The sequence below is a fragment of the Shewanella holmiensis genome, assembly GCF_025370255.1.
In the GTDB taxonomy this organism is placed as follows: domain Bacteria; phylum Pseudomonadota; class Gammaproteobacteria; order Enterobacterales; family Shewanellaceae; genus Shewanella; species Shewanella holmiensis.
On sequence record NZ_JAMTCD010000014.1, the window covers coordinates 74,873 to 91,602 of the forward strand.

General features: G+C 40.0%; 19 protein-coding genes. 11 read left to right on the plus strand and 8 right to left on the minus strand.

The window, feature by feature from the left end:
- The first annotated feature begins 110 nt into the window (after positions 1-110).
- Complete coding sequence (locus NE535_RS11830; protein WP_261298847.1) at positions 111-1,001, plus strand: aldo/keto reductase; 891 nt, start codon at positions 111-113, stop codon at positions 999-1,001.
- Positions 1,002-1,068: 67 nt separating this feature from the next.
- Here the strand turns inward: NE535_RS11830 and NE535_RS11835 are convergent, their stop codons facing one another.
- Positions 1,069-1,905, minus strand: coding sequence for a MaoC family dehydratase (locus NE535_RS11835; RefSeq protein ID WP_261298848.1), 837 nt, complete (start codon positions 1,903-1,905; stop codon positions 1,069-1,071).
- Positions 1,906-2,155: 250 nt separating this feature from the next.
- Here NE535_RS11835 and NE535_RS11840 point away from each other — a divergent pair, with 250 nt between their 5' ends.
- Complete coding sequence (locus tag NE535_RS11840) at positions 2,156-2,923, plus strand: methyltransferase domain-containing protein (protein ID WP_261298849.1); 768 nt, start codon at positions 2,156-2,158, stop codon at positions 2,921-2,923.
- Positions 2,924-2,933: 10 nt separating this feature from the next.
- On the opposite strand, the gene NE535_RS11845 is transcribed toward NE535_RS11840, so the two are convergent.
- Both NE535_RS11845 and NE535_RS11850 read right to left on the minus strand, forming a co-directional pair.
- On the minus strand, positions 2,934-3,557 hold the full coding sequence (locus tag NE535_RS11845) for a chemoreceptor glutamine deamidase CheD (RefSeq protein WP_261298850.1): 624 nt from the start codon (positions 3,555-3,557) through the stop codon (positions 2,934-2,936).
- A gap of 30 nt (positions 3,558-3,587) precedes the next feature.
- Complete coding sequence (locus NE535_RS11850) at positions 3,588-4,499, minus strand: TraB/GumN family protein (RefSeq protein WP_261298851.1); 912 nt, start codon at positions 4,497-4,499, stop codon at positions 3,588-3,590.
- 86 nt (positions 4,500-4,585) lie between these two features.
- Between NE535_RS11850 and NE535_RS11855 the strand changes: the two genes are divergently transcribed.
- The gene (locus NE535_RS11855) at positions 4,586-4,897 is read left to right on the plus strand and encodes a prephenate dehydrogenase (RefSeq protein ID WP_261298852.1); all 312 of its coding nucleotides are present in this window, start codon (positions 4,586-4,588) and stop codon (positions 4,895-4,897) included.
- 225 nt (positions 4,898-5,122) lie between these two features.
- Here NE535_RS11855 and NE535_RS11860 read toward each other — a convergent pair whose 3' ends face one another.
- Positions 5,123-6,301, minus strand: coding sequence for an outer membrane protein assembly factor (locus tag NE535_RS11860; protein ID WP_261298853.1), 1,179 nt, complete (start codon positions 6,299-6,301; stop codon positions 5,123-5,125).
- A gap of 424 nt (positions 6,302-6,725) precedes the next feature.
- Between NE535_RS11860 and NE535_RS11865 the strand changes: the two genes are divergently transcribed.
- On the plus strand, positions 6,726-8,474 hold the full coding sequence (locus tag NE535_RS11865; RefSeq protein WP_261298854.1) for a GGDEF domain-containing protein: 1,749 nt from the start codon (positions 6,726-6,728) through the stop codon (positions 8,472-8,474).
- On the opposite strand, the gene NE535_RS11870 is transcribed toward NE535_RS11865, so the two are convergent.
- The gene (locus NE535_RS11870) at positions 8,471-9,013 is read right to left on the minus strand and encodes a DUF3016 domain-containing protein (RefSeq protein WP_261298855.1); all 543 of its coding nucleotides are present in this window, start codon (positions 9,011-9,013) and stop codon (positions 8,471-8,473) included. The two genes, NE535_RS11865 and NE535_RS11870, sit on opposite strands and share 4 nt — an antisense overlap.
- A gap of 294 nt (positions 9,014-9,307) precedes the next feature.
- Between NE535_RS11870 and NE535_RS11875 the strand changes: the two genes are divergently transcribed.
- Positions 9,308-9,604 (plus strand): hypothetical protein, encoded by a 297-nt coding sequence (locus NE535_RS11875; RefSeq protein WP_261298856.1) that lies wholly within the window; start codon positions 9,308-9,310, stop codon positions 9,602-9,604.
- A gap of 45 nt (positions 9,605-9,649) precedes the next feature.
- Here NE535_RS11875 and NE535_RS11880 read toward each other — a convergent pair whose 3' ends face one another.
- Entirely contained in the window at positions 9,650-10,159 is a 510-nt protein-coding gene (locus NE535_RS11880) for a DUF4240 domain-containing protein (protein ID WP_261298857.1), read from the minus strand.
- A 65-nt stretch (positions 10,160-10,224) separates the two neighbouring features.
- On the opposite strand from NE535_RS11880, the gene NE535_RS11885 reads away from it, so the two are divergent.
- The 5 genes from NE535_RS11885 (at position 10,225) to NE535_RS11905 (ending at position 13,487) form a co-directional block, all read left to right on the plus strand.
- Positions 10,225-10,632, plus strand: coding sequence for a hypothetical protein (locus NE535_RS11885; RefSeq protein WP_261298858.1), 408 nt, complete (start codon positions 10,225-10,227; stop codon positions 10,630-10,632).
- Between the two features lie 77 nt (positions 10,633-10,709).
- On the plus strand, positions 10,710-11,507 hold the full coding sequence (locus NE535_RS11890; RefSeq protein WP_261298859.1) for a response regulator: 798 nt from the start codon (positions 10,710-10,712) through the stop codon (positions 11,505-11,507).
- 124 nt (positions 11,508-11,631) lie between these two features.
- Positions 11,632-11,904, plus strand: coding sequence for an HU family DNA-binding protein (locus NE535_RS11895; RefSeq protein ID WP_188840938.1), 273 nt, complete (start codon positions 11,632-11,634; stop codon positions 11,902-11,904).
- 308 nt (positions 11,905-12,212) lie between these two features.
- Complete coding sequence (locus tag NE535_RS11900) at positions 12,213-12,899, plus strand: TorF family putative porin (protein WP_261298860.1); 687 nt, start codon at positions 12,213-12,215, stop codon at positions 12,897-12,899.
- Between the two features lie 411 nt (positions 12,900-13,310).
- Positions 13,311-13,487 carry a PA3496 family putative envelope integrity protein gene (locus NE535_RS11905; RefSeq protein WP_261298861.1) on the plus strand — a complete coding sequence of 59 codons (177 nt, stop codon included), beginning with the start codon at positions 13,311-13,313 and terminating at the stop codon, positions 13,485-13,487.
- A gap of 97 nt (positions 13,488-13,584) precedes the next feature.
- On the opposite strand, the gene NE535_RS11910 is transcribed toward NE535_RS11905, so the two are convergent.
- Positions 13,585-14,550, minus strand: a complete 966-nt coding sequence (locus NE535_RS11910) for a PDC sensor domain-containing protein (RefSeq protein WP_261298862.1) — start codon at positions 14,548-14,550, stop codon at positions 13,585-13,587.
- 226 nt (positions 14,551-14,776) lie between these two features.
- Here NE535_RS11910 and NE535_RS11915 point away from each other — a divergent pair, with 226 nt between their 5' ends.
- The gene (locus tag NE535_RS11915) at positions 14,777-16,132 is read left to right on the plus strand and encodes a flavohemoglobin expression-modulating QEGLA motif protein (protein WP_261298863.1); all 1,356 of its coding nucleotides are present in this window, start codon (positions 14,777-14,779) and stop codon (positions 16,130-16,132) included.
- Positions 16,133-16,315: 183 nt separating this feature from the next.
- On the opposite strand, the gene NE535_RS11920 is transcribed toward NE535_RS11915, so the two are convergent.
- On the minus strand, positions 16,316-16,705 hold the full coding sequence (locus NE535_RS11920) for a hypothetical protein (protein ID WP_261298864.1): 390 nt from the start codon (positions 16,703-16,705) through the stop codon (positions 16,316-16,318).
- Between the last annotated feature and the right edge of the window lie 25 nt (positions 16,706-16,730).

Genomic DNA, 16,730 nt, shown 5'->3' on the forward strand with positions numbered 1-16,730 from the left:
AATAGGCATTGATATTCTTCTATTGAGGTAATACAAGACATAGATAGATATTCCGCACCCATTTTTTAATGGGTGTGTTCATTATTAAGCCACTCAAGTTAGGGGATGACATGATAGCTTCTCATTTTGAATTCTCAGGTTTTGTCGCTGGATTTTGGCGGATGAATGCTTGGAACATGAATGTTCAACAACGCCTGACATTGATAGAGCAGTATCTAGAATTAGATGTAACGAGTATGGATCACGCCGATATTTACGGCGTATATGAATGTGAGTCATTATTTGGTGAAGCACTAGCTATCGCGCCACATCTGCGAGATAAAATGCAAATTATCAGCAAATGCGGCATTAAGCCCATGTTTGGTGGCTTTGATAATCGTTATGTAAACCACTACGACACCAGTAAACAACATATCATTACGAGTGTTGAGCGCTCGTTAACCTCACTTAACACCGATTATTTAGACGCATTACTTATCCATCGACCCGATCCATTAATGCAAGCGGATGAAGTTGCTGAAGCTTTTCTTCAATTAAAAAACCAGGGCAAAGTAAAGCATTTCGGTGTATCTAACTTTTTGCCACAGCAATTTAATTTATTGCAGTCTAAATTAAGTTTCCCGCTTATCACCAACCAAGTTGAAGTTTCAGTTCAATGCTTGACGCATATCCACGATGGCGTGCTAGATCAATGTCAGCAATTAGGTATTCGACCTATGGCCTGGTCATGTTTAGGTGGTGGGGAGTTATTCAGTGCTCAAACAGAACAAGCCGTGAGATTAAGAAACTGTTTAACCTTAATTGCTGAACAAGTCGGCGCTAAAGATATTAGCCAAGTTATTTATGCTTGGATAAAAATGTTGCCGAGTCAACCTGTACCTATTATTGGTAGTGGTAATATTGAACGTATTCGCACCGCTGTCGCTTCAGATAACCTCACTTTGGATAAGCAACAGTGGTTTAGTATATGGCAAGCCTCTACGGGACACAGTGTGCCCTAGCCAATAAAAAAACACCCTATCGACCATGTCGGTAGAGTGCTTTTTAAAACAAATAATCTAATCAAATCTAATCTAAATAGGTCATTTGTCCATATAAATGTGGGCGTTTAGCTTTGACATCTCGCATCTCAAAACGCTTACCGTTTTCTAGAGACTCATATGCAAAGGTGACTTCAGAGGGCATAAATACCGGTAGTTTAAATTCCACTTCAACCTTAAAAGGTCGCTCGCCAACAAACTGCATCAAATGCGCCATACATCTTGCTTTAGACCACATGCCATGGGCAAGCACTCTTTCAAACCCAAAACGTTTTGACAATAATGGGTGCAAGTGAATTAAATTATAATCCCCAGAGGCTTTTGCATAGTTACGCCCAAGGTCTTCGGTTAAACGCCATTGCTGCACATCATTCCAGACCATATCCGATGCGCGGGGCGGACGAGGACGACGTTTTGCCGATTCAATGCGATATAAATAAGTTGAATGCGCCTGCCACACCAGTTCATCACCTACATAGATATTCGACTCCAGCACAAACTCTAAGCCAGCATCGGTTTCGGTGCTGTTCAGTAGCTGGCATTGAACCGAAAAAACTTCATTACAATTAACAGGTCTAAATACACTAATACTGTTTTTAAGGTGGATCATACCTAACAAAGGAAAGGTAATCGCTTTATGGGTAAATATCACTGCATGCAATCTAAAAGCCTGCACATAAAGGTATGTCGGTGGTACGACTTTGCCATTAAAATCAAAACCACACACGTTGGCGTATTGACGGATCTTATCGTCAGATAACATTACATTATCAGCTTGTATCGCAATACTTGGCAGTGGTTTTTGATCCCAACCAGGCTTACGACTAAAAAATATTTTACGATAAAGTGTAAAAAGCGAAGGCATCGCTTTTAAATCCATTTTGTAATCGAAACTCAACGTGTATACCCTTTTTCAAAACGGCGCTGTTTGCGCCACAATGATGCATTATAACGCAGAATTTCATCAAAATTGAAATTGTTAGCACAATACAAGCGCAATTATATTAATCAAAGTTAACTTTGCGGTCATATTTCACTTTACCGATTATATTTTGCTTTACCGACTAATAATGTCGTAGCAAAATAGCGCTTCTTTTTACTAATGAAATGCTGCAGTGCAAGATAAAAACTTCGATAAACTGAGTCAGAAATTTGCTAAAAATATTTACGGCACACCAAAAGGTGAAATCAGAGCCGCTGTATTGTGGCGCGATCTTGCACCGCAGATAGCAGCCTTAAGTGATAAACCACTGCGTATTCTTGATGCTGGCGGTGGGTTTGGTTTTCTCAGCCAAAAACTGGCGGCAATGGGGCACGAAGTCGTGTTGTGCGATATTTCAGAGCAAATGCTTGCCCAAGCAAAACAACAAATCGAGGCGTCTGAGGTGCAACTCAATATTACCTTAGTCCATAGCCCCATTCAGGCTCTTAGTTCTGCACAGCACGGTCAATTCGATATCATCTTATGTCATGCTGTGGCTGAATGGCTAATAGATGCCAAAACCACGTTACAGGGGTTATTGACCTTATTAAAACCGCAAGGCCTATTTTCATTGATGTTTTATAACAAAGAAGCCATGCGTTTTCACAGCCTTGTGTCAGGCAATTTCGACTATGTTATGCGTGATATGAAAGTCAAAAAGAAGGTGGGATTAACCCCAACACACCCATTGTATATTGAGGATGTGCGTCAGTGGTTTAATCAATGGCAGCTTACAATGATATGCCAGTCGGGTGTCAGAGTGATCAATGATTATTTAAAGCATCATTTACCCCCAAATTTTGATACTCAGCAGTTAATAGAGATGGAGTTGCTTTATTCACAGCGAGAGCCCTACTTATCGCTGGGTCGCTATGTGCACTTTTTAGCTAAAAATCCCTAAGCGATTTAACTTAAAACAACTCGATATCATTTTGTGTGCTTTGATCATTTTTATCTAATGCTTGCAGGTAATCTTGCTCCTGATGATTCACTTTAGACACAATACTCATTGGCAGCGACTTCATCAGAGCTTTACCTGATAAAGGGTGAAATAACACTTTACGAGGCAAAATCCCGCCCATATCTTCACTGACAATAGGGATATTTTCTAAGCCAAGGTAATGCCGTACAAAATCAATATTGGCCTGGCCTATTTGTATACTAATATGCGGCGTCATTTGCGCGCCGCCAAACACTTTGGCCTGTAAGCGTTTTCGACTGCCCCCCTTAGACATGATGGCGTTAATTAATTGCTCCATAGCCCAATTACCATAACGGCAAGAAAAACTGGTTAACTCTTTCCACTCATTTTGCGAGCGCTTTTCTGGGACTAAAAAATGATTCAACCCGCCCACGCCAGCAACAGGATCCCAAATACAGGCGGCAACGCACGAGCCTAATCGAGTATAAATAAGTTCATCTGCTTGAGAGATATAAAACTCGCCTGGATCAACTCGAATAATAGGTTGATGACCACTCAAACCCACCTGACTCTTTGACGATACTCTCAGTTGATGGTTTAGTTCTTGAGGCATGTAATTTCCTTAACAACTAGGCTTAACAGACTAAATGCAACGCTGTTGCCAACAGGCCTGTACTGTCGCCCCTTGTTGACGCAATAAATCAGGTATATTTTGTTGCCCTACTAAATGACCAGCTCCAATAATAAAGAATAGTTGCTCATCTGATTGTTGCTGCATCATCAGTAACATTTTATCGCTCATACTATGATTTCGTTGCCACAATAACTTACTTAACAGTTCATCTTCATCACCCGCTTGCTGTTCCATAATAGCGGCTAACCCGACCTCATCTCCTGTTCGCCAGGCTTGAATTAATTCGATCATTTCATGATCGGTAGCATTAACCGCTTCATCGAGCATTTGTAACTGTGTTTTTTCTTTAAAAGAGGAAATAAGTTCAAATTGGAAGGCCACACTTTCCAATTCGAGTAATGCTTTTGATTGGCGGTTAGCAGAAAATGTAGCATCAACCCCCTGCTCAGCGGTATAACCTAAACCAGCAAAACGTACCATGCTAATCTGTGCCGCTTGTAGCCACGGAGCAAAGGGTTGAATAGCGTTACACAAAGGCTGCATTTTTTGACAGTAATGAGCAGTGTTTTGCTGTGCTTTTTGCTGCATCTCTGGTGATGCTGTGCCGTATTGTGCCAACAGACTTACCGTATCGGCTTTTTCTATATCAGCCTCAATCACCAAAGCGGTACTATTGGCGAAAGCTTTCTCGATTGGCGAAGCCATAGGATAAAAATCAGCTTTACCGACATGAATAGATCCAAGTAAGAAGGCGTATTGCCCATGCCAGCTGATTTTATAAAATGGCGGTTTGTCTTCAGGTGCAGCACTGGCAGAAAATGGCACGCTAAGTATGGCGAATATCAGCCATAAAACTAGCTTGCCTTGCATCATAAAATTTAGGACATCACGGCCAATGCAATGCTTTAAAGTGATCTTCATATTTAAACAATTGCGTATTTTCCTTGTTGCATCCATTGCTGAACCTTATAATTTACTAAAATGTGCCGTTAGATTTAGAGATGTATATGCCGTATACCAAAGTCATGCAACAGTTAAAAGAAAACCTCCAGGTCGCTTACAGACAAGCGATTGACTGTGATAATCGTTTAGATGAACTTCGCAAGGCTGGACATGGTAAGTTTGTCGCTATTTTTAATGAAGAACAAGGGTTTACTCAAAAAAGTAATCGTTTCTTACCCTATGTACAAGAACTTGCTACGGAGTTTGAAACTATGCAAGAAAGTGTCCATACCGCACCAGAAACATTAGAAGCGTTTGTAAAAAAGTTGGCAATGCTGTTACAAACATTACAAGCCTTTAAACTACAAAGTAAATAGTTTTATTCCTGCAATGTATAAACATTGCAGGATACAGGGTGAGATCGCGAATACTTTCCGTTCAATTAGTGGAAGTTTATTAATCGAATAATCAACTGCATGGACGCAGTTTTTAAGCCATAATGGATGATTTTACGGCGTTTCGTTTAATAAATTTTCACGCTTTGTATAAAATCCAATCACTCATGCGGTAGCCCTGTCAATTACACACCTAAATCCGTTTAGCTAAAACGCCTCGCCGACGGAGAAGTAAACCGCACTATTATTATTTGATGAGCGAGCATAATCTAAGCGTAAATTAATTCGTTCAGCGGGTTGCAACATAAAACGCACACCAATCCCGTATGACGGAATAATATCGTCGGATTTATCAACATGATTGACATCATCCAACTTGCCTGCCCCCACAAAACCAACCAATCCCCAACGTTTATGAAAACGCCAACGCGCTTCCGCTTCAGTTTCTATTGCGCCTAACGCCATGTATTGTGTTGCAGAGAAACCACGCAAGCCTAAGCGACACGCCGCCCATAATGGAACTTCGCCCTCTTTCATACAGCCCTTTAATTTATATGCTACGGTGACGGATTCATGCACAGGGAAGTAACCATCAAATTCTAATGAATACGATTCAAAGTTAGTGTCACTACCAATGGCATCATTAAAAACAGTGCCATTTAATTTAAAATAGTAGCCGTCGTATGGGTTTGTGGGCATATCCCGAGAGTCATAAATGATCCCTGCTCCCAACCCTGCTGAAATAATTTCATTGCGTAAGTCAAAATGAATAGAACTAAAATCAACACTAAAATCCTGTTCAAAATCAATAAAAACGCCATTTAGCCCGACAAACCAGTTTCCACTAATACGGCGCTCTAATTCAAGCAAGGCCCCGTACCCGGTAATGTCCCAATCAACCGCAAGTGGTATGCCAATCAATTCAGTTGAAACTAATGGCAGTTTTAAATCGGTATAGGCAACCCCCCCTTTTAAATGCCAGTTATTATTATCCCAATAACTGGCATGACCAACGGCGGCCCCCCAACTTTCGTTACTAGAGTAAAAGCCAGCAATACCGGTAACCGAAGGAGGTTGAACCGACTTTTGCTCGTCAGTTTGTGGATAAAAATAGCCAACAAGGCCTGCTAAACCGTAATCTATGGTAGGGTTTGAAAATGGAATAGGGGCGGCAACAAAATTGCCCTTATTAACCGTTAGAGGTGCTTTGTTTTCTTTTAAATTAGGCACTATTGAACTTGGATCACTGGCAGTCGTTTCTTGTGCTTGACTCTTTTCGCTCTGACTTTCATTGACAATATCATCATTGGCGGCAAAAACGGCTGCAGGTGCCAGCATCACTCCCAATATCCCTAAAACGATAGGATTCAATTTGATAGCTTTCATATATATTCCTTTAAACAATTCACCATCATTTAGCGCATAATTTGAGCATAACACTATCATGTTAAGCTTTTCTTGTTGCAAATTTAATTTTTAATATCCATTTGAATATAGTACAAATTTAATCATATTACTCAAGGCCAACTGATTGCGATTGATGGCAAAACCTTGAGAGGCTCCTATCAACGCGGCGACAAACAATCGACAAGAGAGCATGGATGAAAACGGTGTACTTAGAGGAGTATTAAATGCAGGGTTCAGCATGGCGAACAATTAATGAACACTCATGCGGTTGCCCTGTTGCAGGATACTTCTGCCAACCACAGTAATTCATCATTAAATTTATTCAAGTATCCCCCTAAAGTACGACATTATTCTGTCATAAATGATGATTATGATGAGTTAACAGTCATCATTAGATCAGATTATGCCTTCAGTTGATTTATCCCAAGCCTTAGACAGTATTCTTGATAAACAAACGATTAATGCCGTCTTTCAGCCAATTTTCAATATAAAAAACAACAAACTCCACGGCTTTGAAGCACTAAGCCGAGGCCCTGATCATAGTCCGTTGCATTTACCTGTGCCTTTATTCAAAACTGCAGAACACCTTGGTAAACTCAGTGAACTTGAAACCCTCTGCAGAAGTATTTCATTAACTGCGTTTAAAAAACGTCAGTTGCCAGGAAAGTTGTTCATTAATATTTCGCCAAAGGCCTTACTTGATCCCAATCATCCTAAAGGCAGTACCTTAAAGCTTATTAAACAATTAGGCTTATCCCCTAGCGATGTCGTAATTGAATTGTCAGAACAATATCCCGCTGACGATATAGATCTATTAAAATCTTGCTTGAATCATTACAGAAATCAGGGTTTTCTAACCGCAATTGATGATCTAGGAGCTGGATATTCAGGACTGCGATTATGGTCAGAATTAGCCCCCGATTATGTCAAAATCGATCGTCATTTTATTCATCAAATTGATATTACTCCGGTAAAACAGGAGTTTGTTCGATCAATTGTTGATTTGTGTCAAAGCTTAACCTGCAAGGTCATTGCTGAAGGAATAGAAACTGAAGCTGAGTTAACTATGCTGTCTCAGTTAGGTGTGAGTTATTGTCAAGGATACTTATTAGGACGACCAGAATTAGAGCCGAATAGAGAATACATTAAAGCGCCGTTAGTGATGGCTTCATTACCTCACACCCGATATTGTGAAACGGCAGACAGCATCTGCCACAATGCCATTGTCGCCACCCCAAAAACACAACTAAAACAGTTAAGTCAGCAGTTTATTGAGCAGCCTGCACTACAAGCAATTGTAATTGTTGAGGATGATACCCCCAAAGGCATTATTAATCGTGCCACATTACTGGAATTATTTAGCACACCCTACGGACGAGCATTGCATGAAACCCACCCTGCAAGCGCGGTCATGGATAAACAGGTATTACAAATTGATGCTAACGAGCCTTTATCGTATGTCAGTCAATTATTAACATCTGAAGAGGCGCACACTGTCGCGCAGCAATTTATTATTACCCGCAATCAAAAGTTGATTGGTATTGGCCACACTAAAGATCTTTTACAACGGATAACTGAACACAGAATTAAAATGGCCCGCCATGCTAATCCATTAACTAATTTACCAGGCAATGTTCCTATCCAAGAAGAATTGAAATTGTTGCGCACACAGCAAAAGCCGTTTTACTTGGCTTATTTAGATTTATGCCACTTTAAGCCATATAACGATATTTATGGTTTTTGTCGTGGTGATGAGGTGATTCAACTTGTTGCTAAACTCTTAATGCCACATCAAAATGAACGATGTTTTGTCGGCCATATTGGCGGTGATGATTTTGTAATGATATGCACCTGCGATAGCACTTTTAACCATAGTCAGCAAATCATTGCCCAGTTCGAACAACATAAACAGGCATTTTATCAAGATGAACATTGGCAGAGTCAAAGCATGCTTGCTGAGGATAGAAAAGGAGAGCTCTTACATCATCCATTAATTTCTTTATGTATCGGTATTTTGCCCCCTTGTGTGACATCCAATGCGACTGAACATGAATTATCGACATTAAGTGCACAAGCAAAAAAACAGGCAAAACTCGCTGATAGCGGACTTTACCTGTTTTCACAGCCAACACTTAGTATGAATGTCGCCTAATTGCTCATCTCCTGATTAAGCTGTGGGGCAACTGTGCGTGTTAGCCAGTTTTCAATCATCGTTGTTTCTGCACGAAATGGGCGTTCATTGACACGATTAAGTCGTTGCATGAATCCCATGTCGGTTAATTTTTCATCACCTGCCATAATGACCTGCTCACCTTCTAAAATTTGATAAGTGAAAGTCATTCTTGGTGGGTAGAGTTCTTTAACAACACGCAAATCACCCGGAGTAGCACCAAAGGTTGGGCGCATGTCTCCAGCCAAATCGACATCCGAGACCTGCATCACAAGCTTCTGATTTGGCTTTAATGTTTTCTCCGCTTTTTTGTTGATATTTTTGGTCATGGTTTCAAAAAAGCGATTTTCAAAACGCGATTGCAATTCATTAGAGGATTTAATATCGCGATAACTTGCAGGGTCTTGCCACTCAACCTTAACAATACCATTCTCGGTTACTGGGCTAGTTACTTCAGCTTCATCAGCGATTGCAAGATTACTGATAAGTACACCAGCAATGAGTAAATAGTTCATATTCATAAAATGTCTCCAAGATTCATAAATCGGCCGATTTAGGCAATATCATCACTCTAACAAACACAACCTGTATCGTTGCTTAACATAAGCTAAATCAATAACCGTTTTTGACCAAGGCATAGTTATGCTGCAATGGCTAAAATAGTCAGTCTGATATAAATGCCACAATTGTTCAGCTTTCGTTCAATAAACTTAGGCTAGTATGCGGTATCGACAATTAAACACCTTCACTGTTAACGACTGTTCAAGGATCTAACATCGTAACGAATTGCTACTCATCCTACGGAATAAGATACTATGAAAACAATGAATAATGCTGTAAAACGTGTTTCTTTAGCCGCCATATTTGCCACTGCTGTTGTCGGTATGGCCATCGCCAGTCCAAGCAAAGCAAGTGAAATCGAAAATGACACTCTGGCACAACATACCGCACAGCTAAATGAACAAGTCATGCAAAACGAACAGCAATATGAATTGAAATTAGAAAAGCAGTTGACGCAACAAGTAGCCAAAGCTGAAAGCCAATATGTGGCACAAATTTGTCAACAGTATGATTTACCCTACGATAACGAAACATCAACTTGTCGTCGTTAATCCAAAGTATTATAACAAAAAGCCCTGATATTTAAGGGCTTTTTGCTAAAATGGAAATCGTGCACTTAACTTAGGGTACGTTTGCTTAAGTATTTTTGGTTTAGTCGAGAACTTTTTTCCCGCTGGCGTTTTACTGCCTGACGGAACAAAAGGTAACTCCTCATCAGTGCGATCCTCATAAAGCTTACCCGCGATCAAATCGTAGTCTTCAACAAAAGGATAAGCATAATTATCCTTCAAAGGCCACTCGGCTAAATCACCTAAACAATCAGGTTCATTGACAATCTTGTCATACCATTGCTGACCCAACGACAGAATAAAGCAGCGAAACTCAGCAAAAGCATAATCGGAATCACAACCAGTGATAATGTAAGCGGCCCCCCAAATTGACCAGGTGTAACTGCGGCGTAATTGTTGACCGAAAATTTTATCAAACGCTTTTAAAGATTCGTTATCTAATTCAGCTAATGAATGCTGTAATTGCAATGCCAATTGCTCTGACGATTGGTCTGCATGACTGCGCGTAACCAGCTGCCAAAATTGTGTTTCAGTCATCGCACTTCCCCCTGCCTACAAAATTGCGATATTCTACCGTAAATCAGTCTCATCAAGTGAACAAAATGACACAAAACAAGCGACCATTTAGTATTTTATTGTTGATAGTGCTATACAGCCTCTTTACCCTCATTGCACTTTGGCGAGCCACCCAATACGCCTCATTTGATATTTTAACTATGGGTGTACTTCCGGTATTAGTGGGTCTTTTGATACAAGCAAGATGGGCAAAAGTAGTGTTGTTTTTTCATTTAGGCTTACAAACCTTAGTGTTTGTAGCACTAAGTACAACAGCCGTTATTGCGCACCAAATTACCCCTGAAGATGTGAAACTGGAATTTGCCGGGCACAATATTCCCATAGCACTTGCCGTCGGCTGTGCGATAGGTTTGCTGGCCATACAATGGTGGGCAGCATTGCATCTTAAAACCCGCGCATACCTTAATACTCAAGGTATTTCGACAACAGCGTGATGACACCTTTTCATGGCAAGAAGCTAACATACGTATGCTATAGTTTATTTAAGCTAAAAAAATAATAAGAGTACAAAATGCACAATTTATCACCAAGTGAATTATCCATATTATTGCTAGAACCTTCTGAGACACAAAGAAAAATTATTATGTCTCGTTTACAACAAGAAGGCGTCATTAGCATTCAAACGGCCACCACTTTGGCTGAAGCAAAGGCAATTATTACTCGCCACAAACCAGACTTAATCGCCAGTGCATTGCACTTTACTGATGGCGAAGCGACTGATTTATTGATGTATATTAAACAAAAGCCTGAATTTCAAGATATCCAATTTATGTTGGTATCCAGCGAATGTCGTCGTGAACAACTTGAGATTTTTAGACAATCTGGGGTAGTGGCGATTTTACCTAAGCCTTTTAATGCTGATCATTTAGCCCGCGCGTTAAACTCAACCATCGATCTTATTAGCCATGATGAACTTGATCTGAGTCATTTTGATGTGCACAACCTACGTGTGCTAGTGGTTGATGATAGCCGTATGGCTCGTAACGTGATTAAACGCACTATTGGCAACTTAGGTATTCAAATTATCACTGAAGCCGAAGATGGTGCTCAGGCAATTGCATTGATGCAACACAATATGTACGACCTAGTGATCACCGATTACAACATGCCAAGTGTTGATGGATTAGCCTTAACGCAATATATCCGTAACGAAAGCCAGCAGTCGCATATTCCTATTTTAATGGTCTCATCCGAAGCAAATGATACCCATTTAAGTAATGTATCCAGCGCTGGGGTCAACGCCCTTTGTGACAAGCCATTTGAGCCCAATTTAGTTAAACAAATATTATATAAGCTGTTGGAAGAGTAGTTTAGCGCGCATTTAGTATTCTTTTTTGGTTTATATCGGACAAAATACTTTTAAACCGCCACCGCTTATGGCATGTTAACCACGTTTTTAATAAACATTTCTATGGAAAGCAGAGAATACCAATATGAACAAAAGTGAACTGATTGCAAAAATTGCTGAAAACGCAGATTTAACTAAAGCTGAAGCTGGCCGTGCATTAAAATCATTTGAAGCCGCGGTAACTGAAGCAATGAAAAATGGCGAAAAAATTTCTATCGTTGGTTTTGGCTCATTTGAAACCTCACAACGCGCTGCACGTACAGGCCGTAACCCACAAACGGGTAAAGAAATTCAAATTGCTGCTGCAACTGTACCTAAGTTCAAAGCTGGCAAAACATTAAAAGATAGCGTTAACTAATATTCTGTAAAACGCATTTTTTCAAAAGCCTCCTGATGGAGGTTTTTTTATGCCTTGATATTGTTCATATCAGCCCATGACCTGAGTGAACACCACCATCAATAATTGCACACATAAAGTGCAATGACGCACTATTACAAAGCAACAAACCTATTGTCACCCAACCGATTATACATTAAGCGTCTGATATATATTAACTTTTAAAACTGGCACAAGCTTCGCTTTGCATACCTCAGACAAACAAACATTTTATGTATTGCCCTGACATACAAGACATAAAATGCACAATAAAACCTTGAGGGATAAAGATGAACAAATCACTAATTCAAGCCGTCGCATTATCAAGTACGTTATTATTAACGAGTACAGCGTTTGCTGAAGTTTCAGCAAATATTGGTGCCACATCAAATTACTTATGGCGCGGTGTCACTCAAACAGACGATGCGGTAGCGGTTCAAGGTGGTCTTGATTACGCACACGAGTCTGGTTTTTATGCAGGCACATGGGCATCAAATGTTGATTTTGGTGATGCCGCAACTTACGAAGCGGATTTCTATGCAGGTTATGGTGGTGAGTTCGCTCAAGATTTCACTTACGATATCAGCTATCTTTATTATGCTTACCCCGATTCAGATAGTGACTACAACTTTGGTGAAGTCACTTTATTACTCGGTTGGAAGTGGTTAGAACTGGGTTACTCACATGTTGTCAACGCAGATTCTGACGTATCGGGTGCCGATAGCGAAACGGATTGGGGCTATCTACAGGCCAATGCCAGCTTTCCATTAACTGAAAAGTTAAGTCTGGGTATCCATTATGGTTATTCACAAGGCGATGTTATAGAAGACTTATTTGGCGACAGCTACTCTGATTATAATGTGTCATTAAGTGCCGATACCGACCTAGGTACGGTGTCCTTTATGGCTTCTGATACTGATTTAGATGAAGATGATGTAAAAGTGGTATTAGGTTACTCATACAGCTTCGATCTTTAACCTGAAACAATATTCGCATTCTCTGGTCACACTGACAATCTGACCTTAAACGCCACCTTCGGGTGGCGTTTGTTATTTACAGTCAAATACTGAGACTTAACCGCTTCAATTATGATTTAAAAAATGAGGCTTTGTGGTTTTGACGAACGAATCCTCTTCACTCAACTCTTTTATGTCATCGTTATGCATCCATGTTGATATACATAAATGGGTTTAAACATCATCTAAGCCATTTCGCTTTGAGGCGTATTTTTTAGCACCCTTAAAAATAACTGCTAAGCTCAAACAGGTAAGGTCAAAACATTTGCCCATTGCGGACAATATATTTTGCTTTTCTAATCGTTGTTTTTTAGTTAGAAAGTGCTCATTGGTTTAATTCTGTGGTTTACCATTGGTTTTGAGGGTTTTATTATGGCTAATATTACTGAAAGAGTTCCTGACGATACTGAAATTGAAGCTATGACTTCACCTAGAAACAGTAAAAGCGGTGAGAATTTACAACACAAACGTCAAGTGAAACGCAGACTAGAAGATTATCTTGAACAAGCACAATTGCGAAAAGCGATTGGTGATGACGACTTTTTCTAACCTAAAGTGCTTTACAGCAAACATCACGCTTTAGTTTGAATAGTTCACACTACTCAATCCCCTGAGTAGTGTGATGATGTTTAAATAGATAACAAGCTTAACCTGACGTTTTGTTATATCTATGCTGCTGATTTTGCGTTAATAACTGTTCAGCCTTTGCTCCTAAATACACATAAATCCCTAATCCAACTAATAATCCAACTACGGCAAGCATCATCATTATCGCTGGCTGTAAATATTGCTTTTCTCCCAAAGATGCTTTGAACATGGTTAACAATGCCTCAATGGAAATTGCGATCAAAATGGTCGAAATAAACCGTGTAATGGTGCGCCTAGTGGAACTGTGTCGAAAAATATCTTTATGCATTAGCACTTCTTCCTCCAAAATGGTTTTTCCTAAATCGAAAATAGCCAATGCAAGCGTAAGAAAGATAATGATCCCAAAAGGCAGCAAGGGGTCGTTTTTAGCAGGTTGAGAAAATAGGACATAAATATCTTTTATCACAGTCCACATCAATACACTGACTAACACGAATAACCCCAACACTATCACGCTATAAACCCCCTTAAAAATAGGCATCATTTTGCGTCTAGCACTGTCTCCCATCATGAACTCAATGAGTTGGGTTAAGTTAATATCAATGACGACAATCTCCGTATCTCCCACGGAGTTGATTAGCCGCCTCGAGGCACTAATACATAAACCTGCACCGGTATTAGACAGGTACGGGCTGGTGATGTAACGTTTATCCTGTTGATGAATTAAGCCAGTAAAATAGGGACGATGACTACGATCAGTATTAAGACCGTATTTTTCTCGGTTAACTTTTTGGTTTAACACCAGAATATTATCACTAATTTGCACGCCATCTTGGTCTAGCAAATACAGTAGTTGCACAAAAGGGTAGCTCTTAGCTAATTCGCTAAAAACCTTATCTGATAAGCCATTTTGAAACAGTGTTGCATCACTTAATCCCAGTAAAATAGAGTCAAGTAATTCGTGAATAACACTCTCATGTTCATGATAACGCTCAATAACACTTAAAAAACTCATTGCAGCCATACATTACTCCTTTAACATGATGAATAGCTAAAGCAGTGAATGTGCCAAGTAATTAAATAAAATAAATCAATAAGTTAAATTTAGCGCACTCCATTGACGCAGGCGAAACTAGTGCACTTGCACCGAAATAACGCCATCTATGTAGAAATTTTCAATTGGTTAATCCACGCAATAAATGCGAATATTCATTAAATTCGCTACGATTTATCACTCCATAGGTAATGCCATGTCTGATGCTGCATCTCGCTATCAACAAGATATTCGTCGTTTTTCAGATGAATTAATTCGTGTACAAACGCCGATTAAAATCCTCGATACGATTAAATGGCCCCGTGAAATTGAAGATAAATTTTTGGCAAAACAAACCAAAGTACTCCCCGAGATCAGTGCCAATTTTTACGATTCAATTCCGTTGTCATTTAATACCGACAAAACCCAACAAGAGCTAAAAGATCTTCGCTCCGCGATTGAGAAGCGTTTGGGAAAAAAAGATCAATTGGGTAAAATTTTGATTGCGAACGTCGATCAATATCGCATTGTTATTGATATGCTTAACAATCGTGGTAAACCAACCTTTGGTCAATTGAGCCAAGAGCTATACGGCAGCGCTAGTCATAAGTTACATGGCGATCGCAATACCCTTCGCCAATTAGGCGATAGATTAAGTCACATTTTTTCATTGCCCGCCGCGAGGCACATGAGTAAACAACACCCAAAAATTATTACAGCCCCACAGGCAGTTGATCATCTCAGCCAACGTTTAGTGAATTACTTCCATGATGATGAAATCCACGTAAAACTCAGCGACGGTATTGTGTCTGATGCCGCTGTTGGTGGTGATACGGTAAAAATAAACACCCGTGCAATGTTCAGTGAATCTGACATGAATGTTTATGAGGTACACGAAGGCTGGGTGCATGTGGGCACCACACTCAATGGACGGGCACAACCCCATGCAACATGGCTAAGTGTAGGTTCTCCTCGCGTTACGGCCTCACAGGAGGGTTTAGCGGTGTTAATGGAAATGCTTACCCTAAGTTCCAATCCTGGACGAGCAAGACGCATTAGTGACCGCGTATCTGCGGTAGACATGGCTGAACAGGGTGCCGATTTTATCGAGGTTTATCGCTATTTCAGAAATCTGCACTTAAGCTCAAAAGACAGCTACCGCGTTACTCAGCGGGTTTTTCGCGGGGGAATGGTGCAAGGCGGCAGCTTTTTTACCAAAGATATCTCATATGTACGCGGTTATGTTGAAAACATTAACTTTATCCGCAGCGCCATCAGCACAGGCTTACCAGAACTGATCCCTATGCTATTTTTAGGTAAGTTAGCTATCGAAGATATCCCCGTTTTATATCAAGCATATCAAGAAGGTATTATAGCCGGACCTAAATATCTGCCGCCAATGTTTGCCGATATTAGTGGATTATATGCTTGGTTTGGGTTTGCATCGGGTATTGGCAATATTGATTTGAAAGGGGTGCAGCGCCACTTTGCTCGCTCATTCAGTAAAGTGTCCATTAATACTCAAGAAGCTGAGTTGTTTGAAGATGCGGAGTTTGACAATAACTCTGATTAAGATTAAATCTATATAAAATAGCTAAAAAATCAGACTCATAACAAGTTAACTAGGAAGAGAATTCATCATTTATGAACATGATGAATTAACATCTAGGCAGAGCATTAACCTACCCTGCAAGTTCATTACGCCATAAAAAATGGGAATAACAACTGTTATTCCCATTTTCAGTTCTATTAACACTTAAACATCGATTGAATAACCAGTACCAGTGCAATCGATAAATACTGAACATTGGCCGCTATTTGAACGCCTACATTGATGAAACACCAATGCATTCCCCCCTCGACTTTGTACCTGAGCTTTCAAAGACTTTATCAGCACGTCATCACTCGGGATCGGTTTGATATCTTGCTGGCTTAAAGGCGCATCATGACAATAAGTGGCTGATACATTACCAACATTTGTATATTCACGATTAAATACAAACTGCTGACTATACACCTCCACTTTACTTGCTCTCACCTTTCGTTCGCCAATTTCTAAAACGTTGGTATTAAATCGAAGCGAAGAGCAGCCCAAAACAACAACCGATAACATTAGTAGTATCAATACACTATTTAATCTGAGCATTATTCCTATATCCTTATAACTATCG

Excerpts from the sequence above, each read along its gene's own strand:
- NE535_RS11870 (WP_261298855.1), bottom strand. The coding sequence starts at position 9,013 with ATGAATATGAACTATTTACTCATTGCTGGTGTACTTATCAGTAATCTT.
- NE535_RS11855 (WP_261298852.1), top strand. The coding sequence starts at position 4,586 with ATGCCGTATACCAAAGTCATGCAACAGTTAAAAGAAAACCTCCAGGTC.
- NE535_RS11875 (WP_261298856.1), top strand. The coding sequence starts at position 9,308 with ATGAAAACAATGAATAATGCTGTAAAACGTGTTTCTTTAGCCGCCATA.
- NE535_RS11830 (WP_261298847.1), top strand. The coding sequence starts at position 111 with ATGATAGCTTCTCATTTTGAATTCTCAGGTTTTGTCGCTGGATTTTGG.
- NE535_RS11860 (WP_261298853.1), bottom strand. The coding sequence starts at position 6,301 with ATGAAAGCTATCAAATTGAATCCTATCGTTTTAGGGATATTGGGAGTG.
- NE535_RS11845 (WP_261298850.1), bottom strand. The coding sequence starts at position 3,557 with ATGCCTCAAGAACTAAACCATCAACTGAGAGTATCGTCAAAGAGTCAG.
- NE535_RS11885 (WP_261298858.1), top strand. The coding sequence starts at position 10,225 with ATGACACAAAACAAGCGACCATTTAGTATTTTATTGTTGATAGTGCTA.
- NE535_RS11835 (WP_261298848.1), bottom strand. The coding sequence starts at position 1,905 with ATGCCTTCGCTTTTTACACTTTATCGTAAAATATTTTTTAGTCGTAAG.
- NE535_RS11900 (WP_261298860.1), top strand. The coding sequence starts at position 12,213 with ATGAACAAATCACTAATTCAAGCCGTCGCATTATCAAGTACGTTATTA.
- NE535_RS11880 (WP_261298857.1), bottom strand. The coding sequence starts at position 10,159 with ATGACTGAAACACAATTTTGGCAGCTGGTTACGCGCAGTCATGCAGAC.
- NE535_RS11920 (WP_261298864.1), bottom strand. The coding sequence starts at position 16,705 with ATGCTCAGATTAAATAGTGTATTGATACTACTAATGTTATCGGTTGTT.
- NE535_RS11850 (WP_261298851.1), bottom strand. The coding sequence starts at position 4,499 with ATGAAGATCACTTTAAAGCATTGCATTGGCCGTGATGTCCTAAATTTT.
- NE535_RS11895 (WP_188840938.1), top strand. The coding sequence starts at position 11,632 with ATGAACAAAAGTGAACTGATTGCAAAAATTGCTGAAAACGCAGATTTA.
- NE535_RS11905 (WP_261298861.1), top strand. The coding sequence starts at position 13,311 with ATGGCTAATATTACTGAAAGAGTTCCTGACGATACTGAAATTGAAGCT.
- NE535_RS11890 (WP_261298859.1), top strand. The coding sequence starts at position 10,710 with ATGCACAATTTATCACCAAGTGAATTATCCATATTATTGCTAGAACCT.
- NE535_RS11915 (WP_261298863.1), top strand. The coding sequence starts at position 14,777 with ATGTCTGATGCTGCATCTCGCTATCAACAAGATATTCGTCGTTTTTCA.
- NE535_RS11910 (WP_261298862.1), bottom strand. The coding sequence starts at position 14,550 with ATGGCTGCAATGAGTTTTTTAAGTGTTATTGAGCGTTATCATGAACAT.
- NE535_RS11865 (WP_261298854.1), top strand. The coding sequence starts at position 6,726 with ATGCCTTCAGTTGATTTATCCCAAGCCTTAGACAGTATTCTTGATAAA.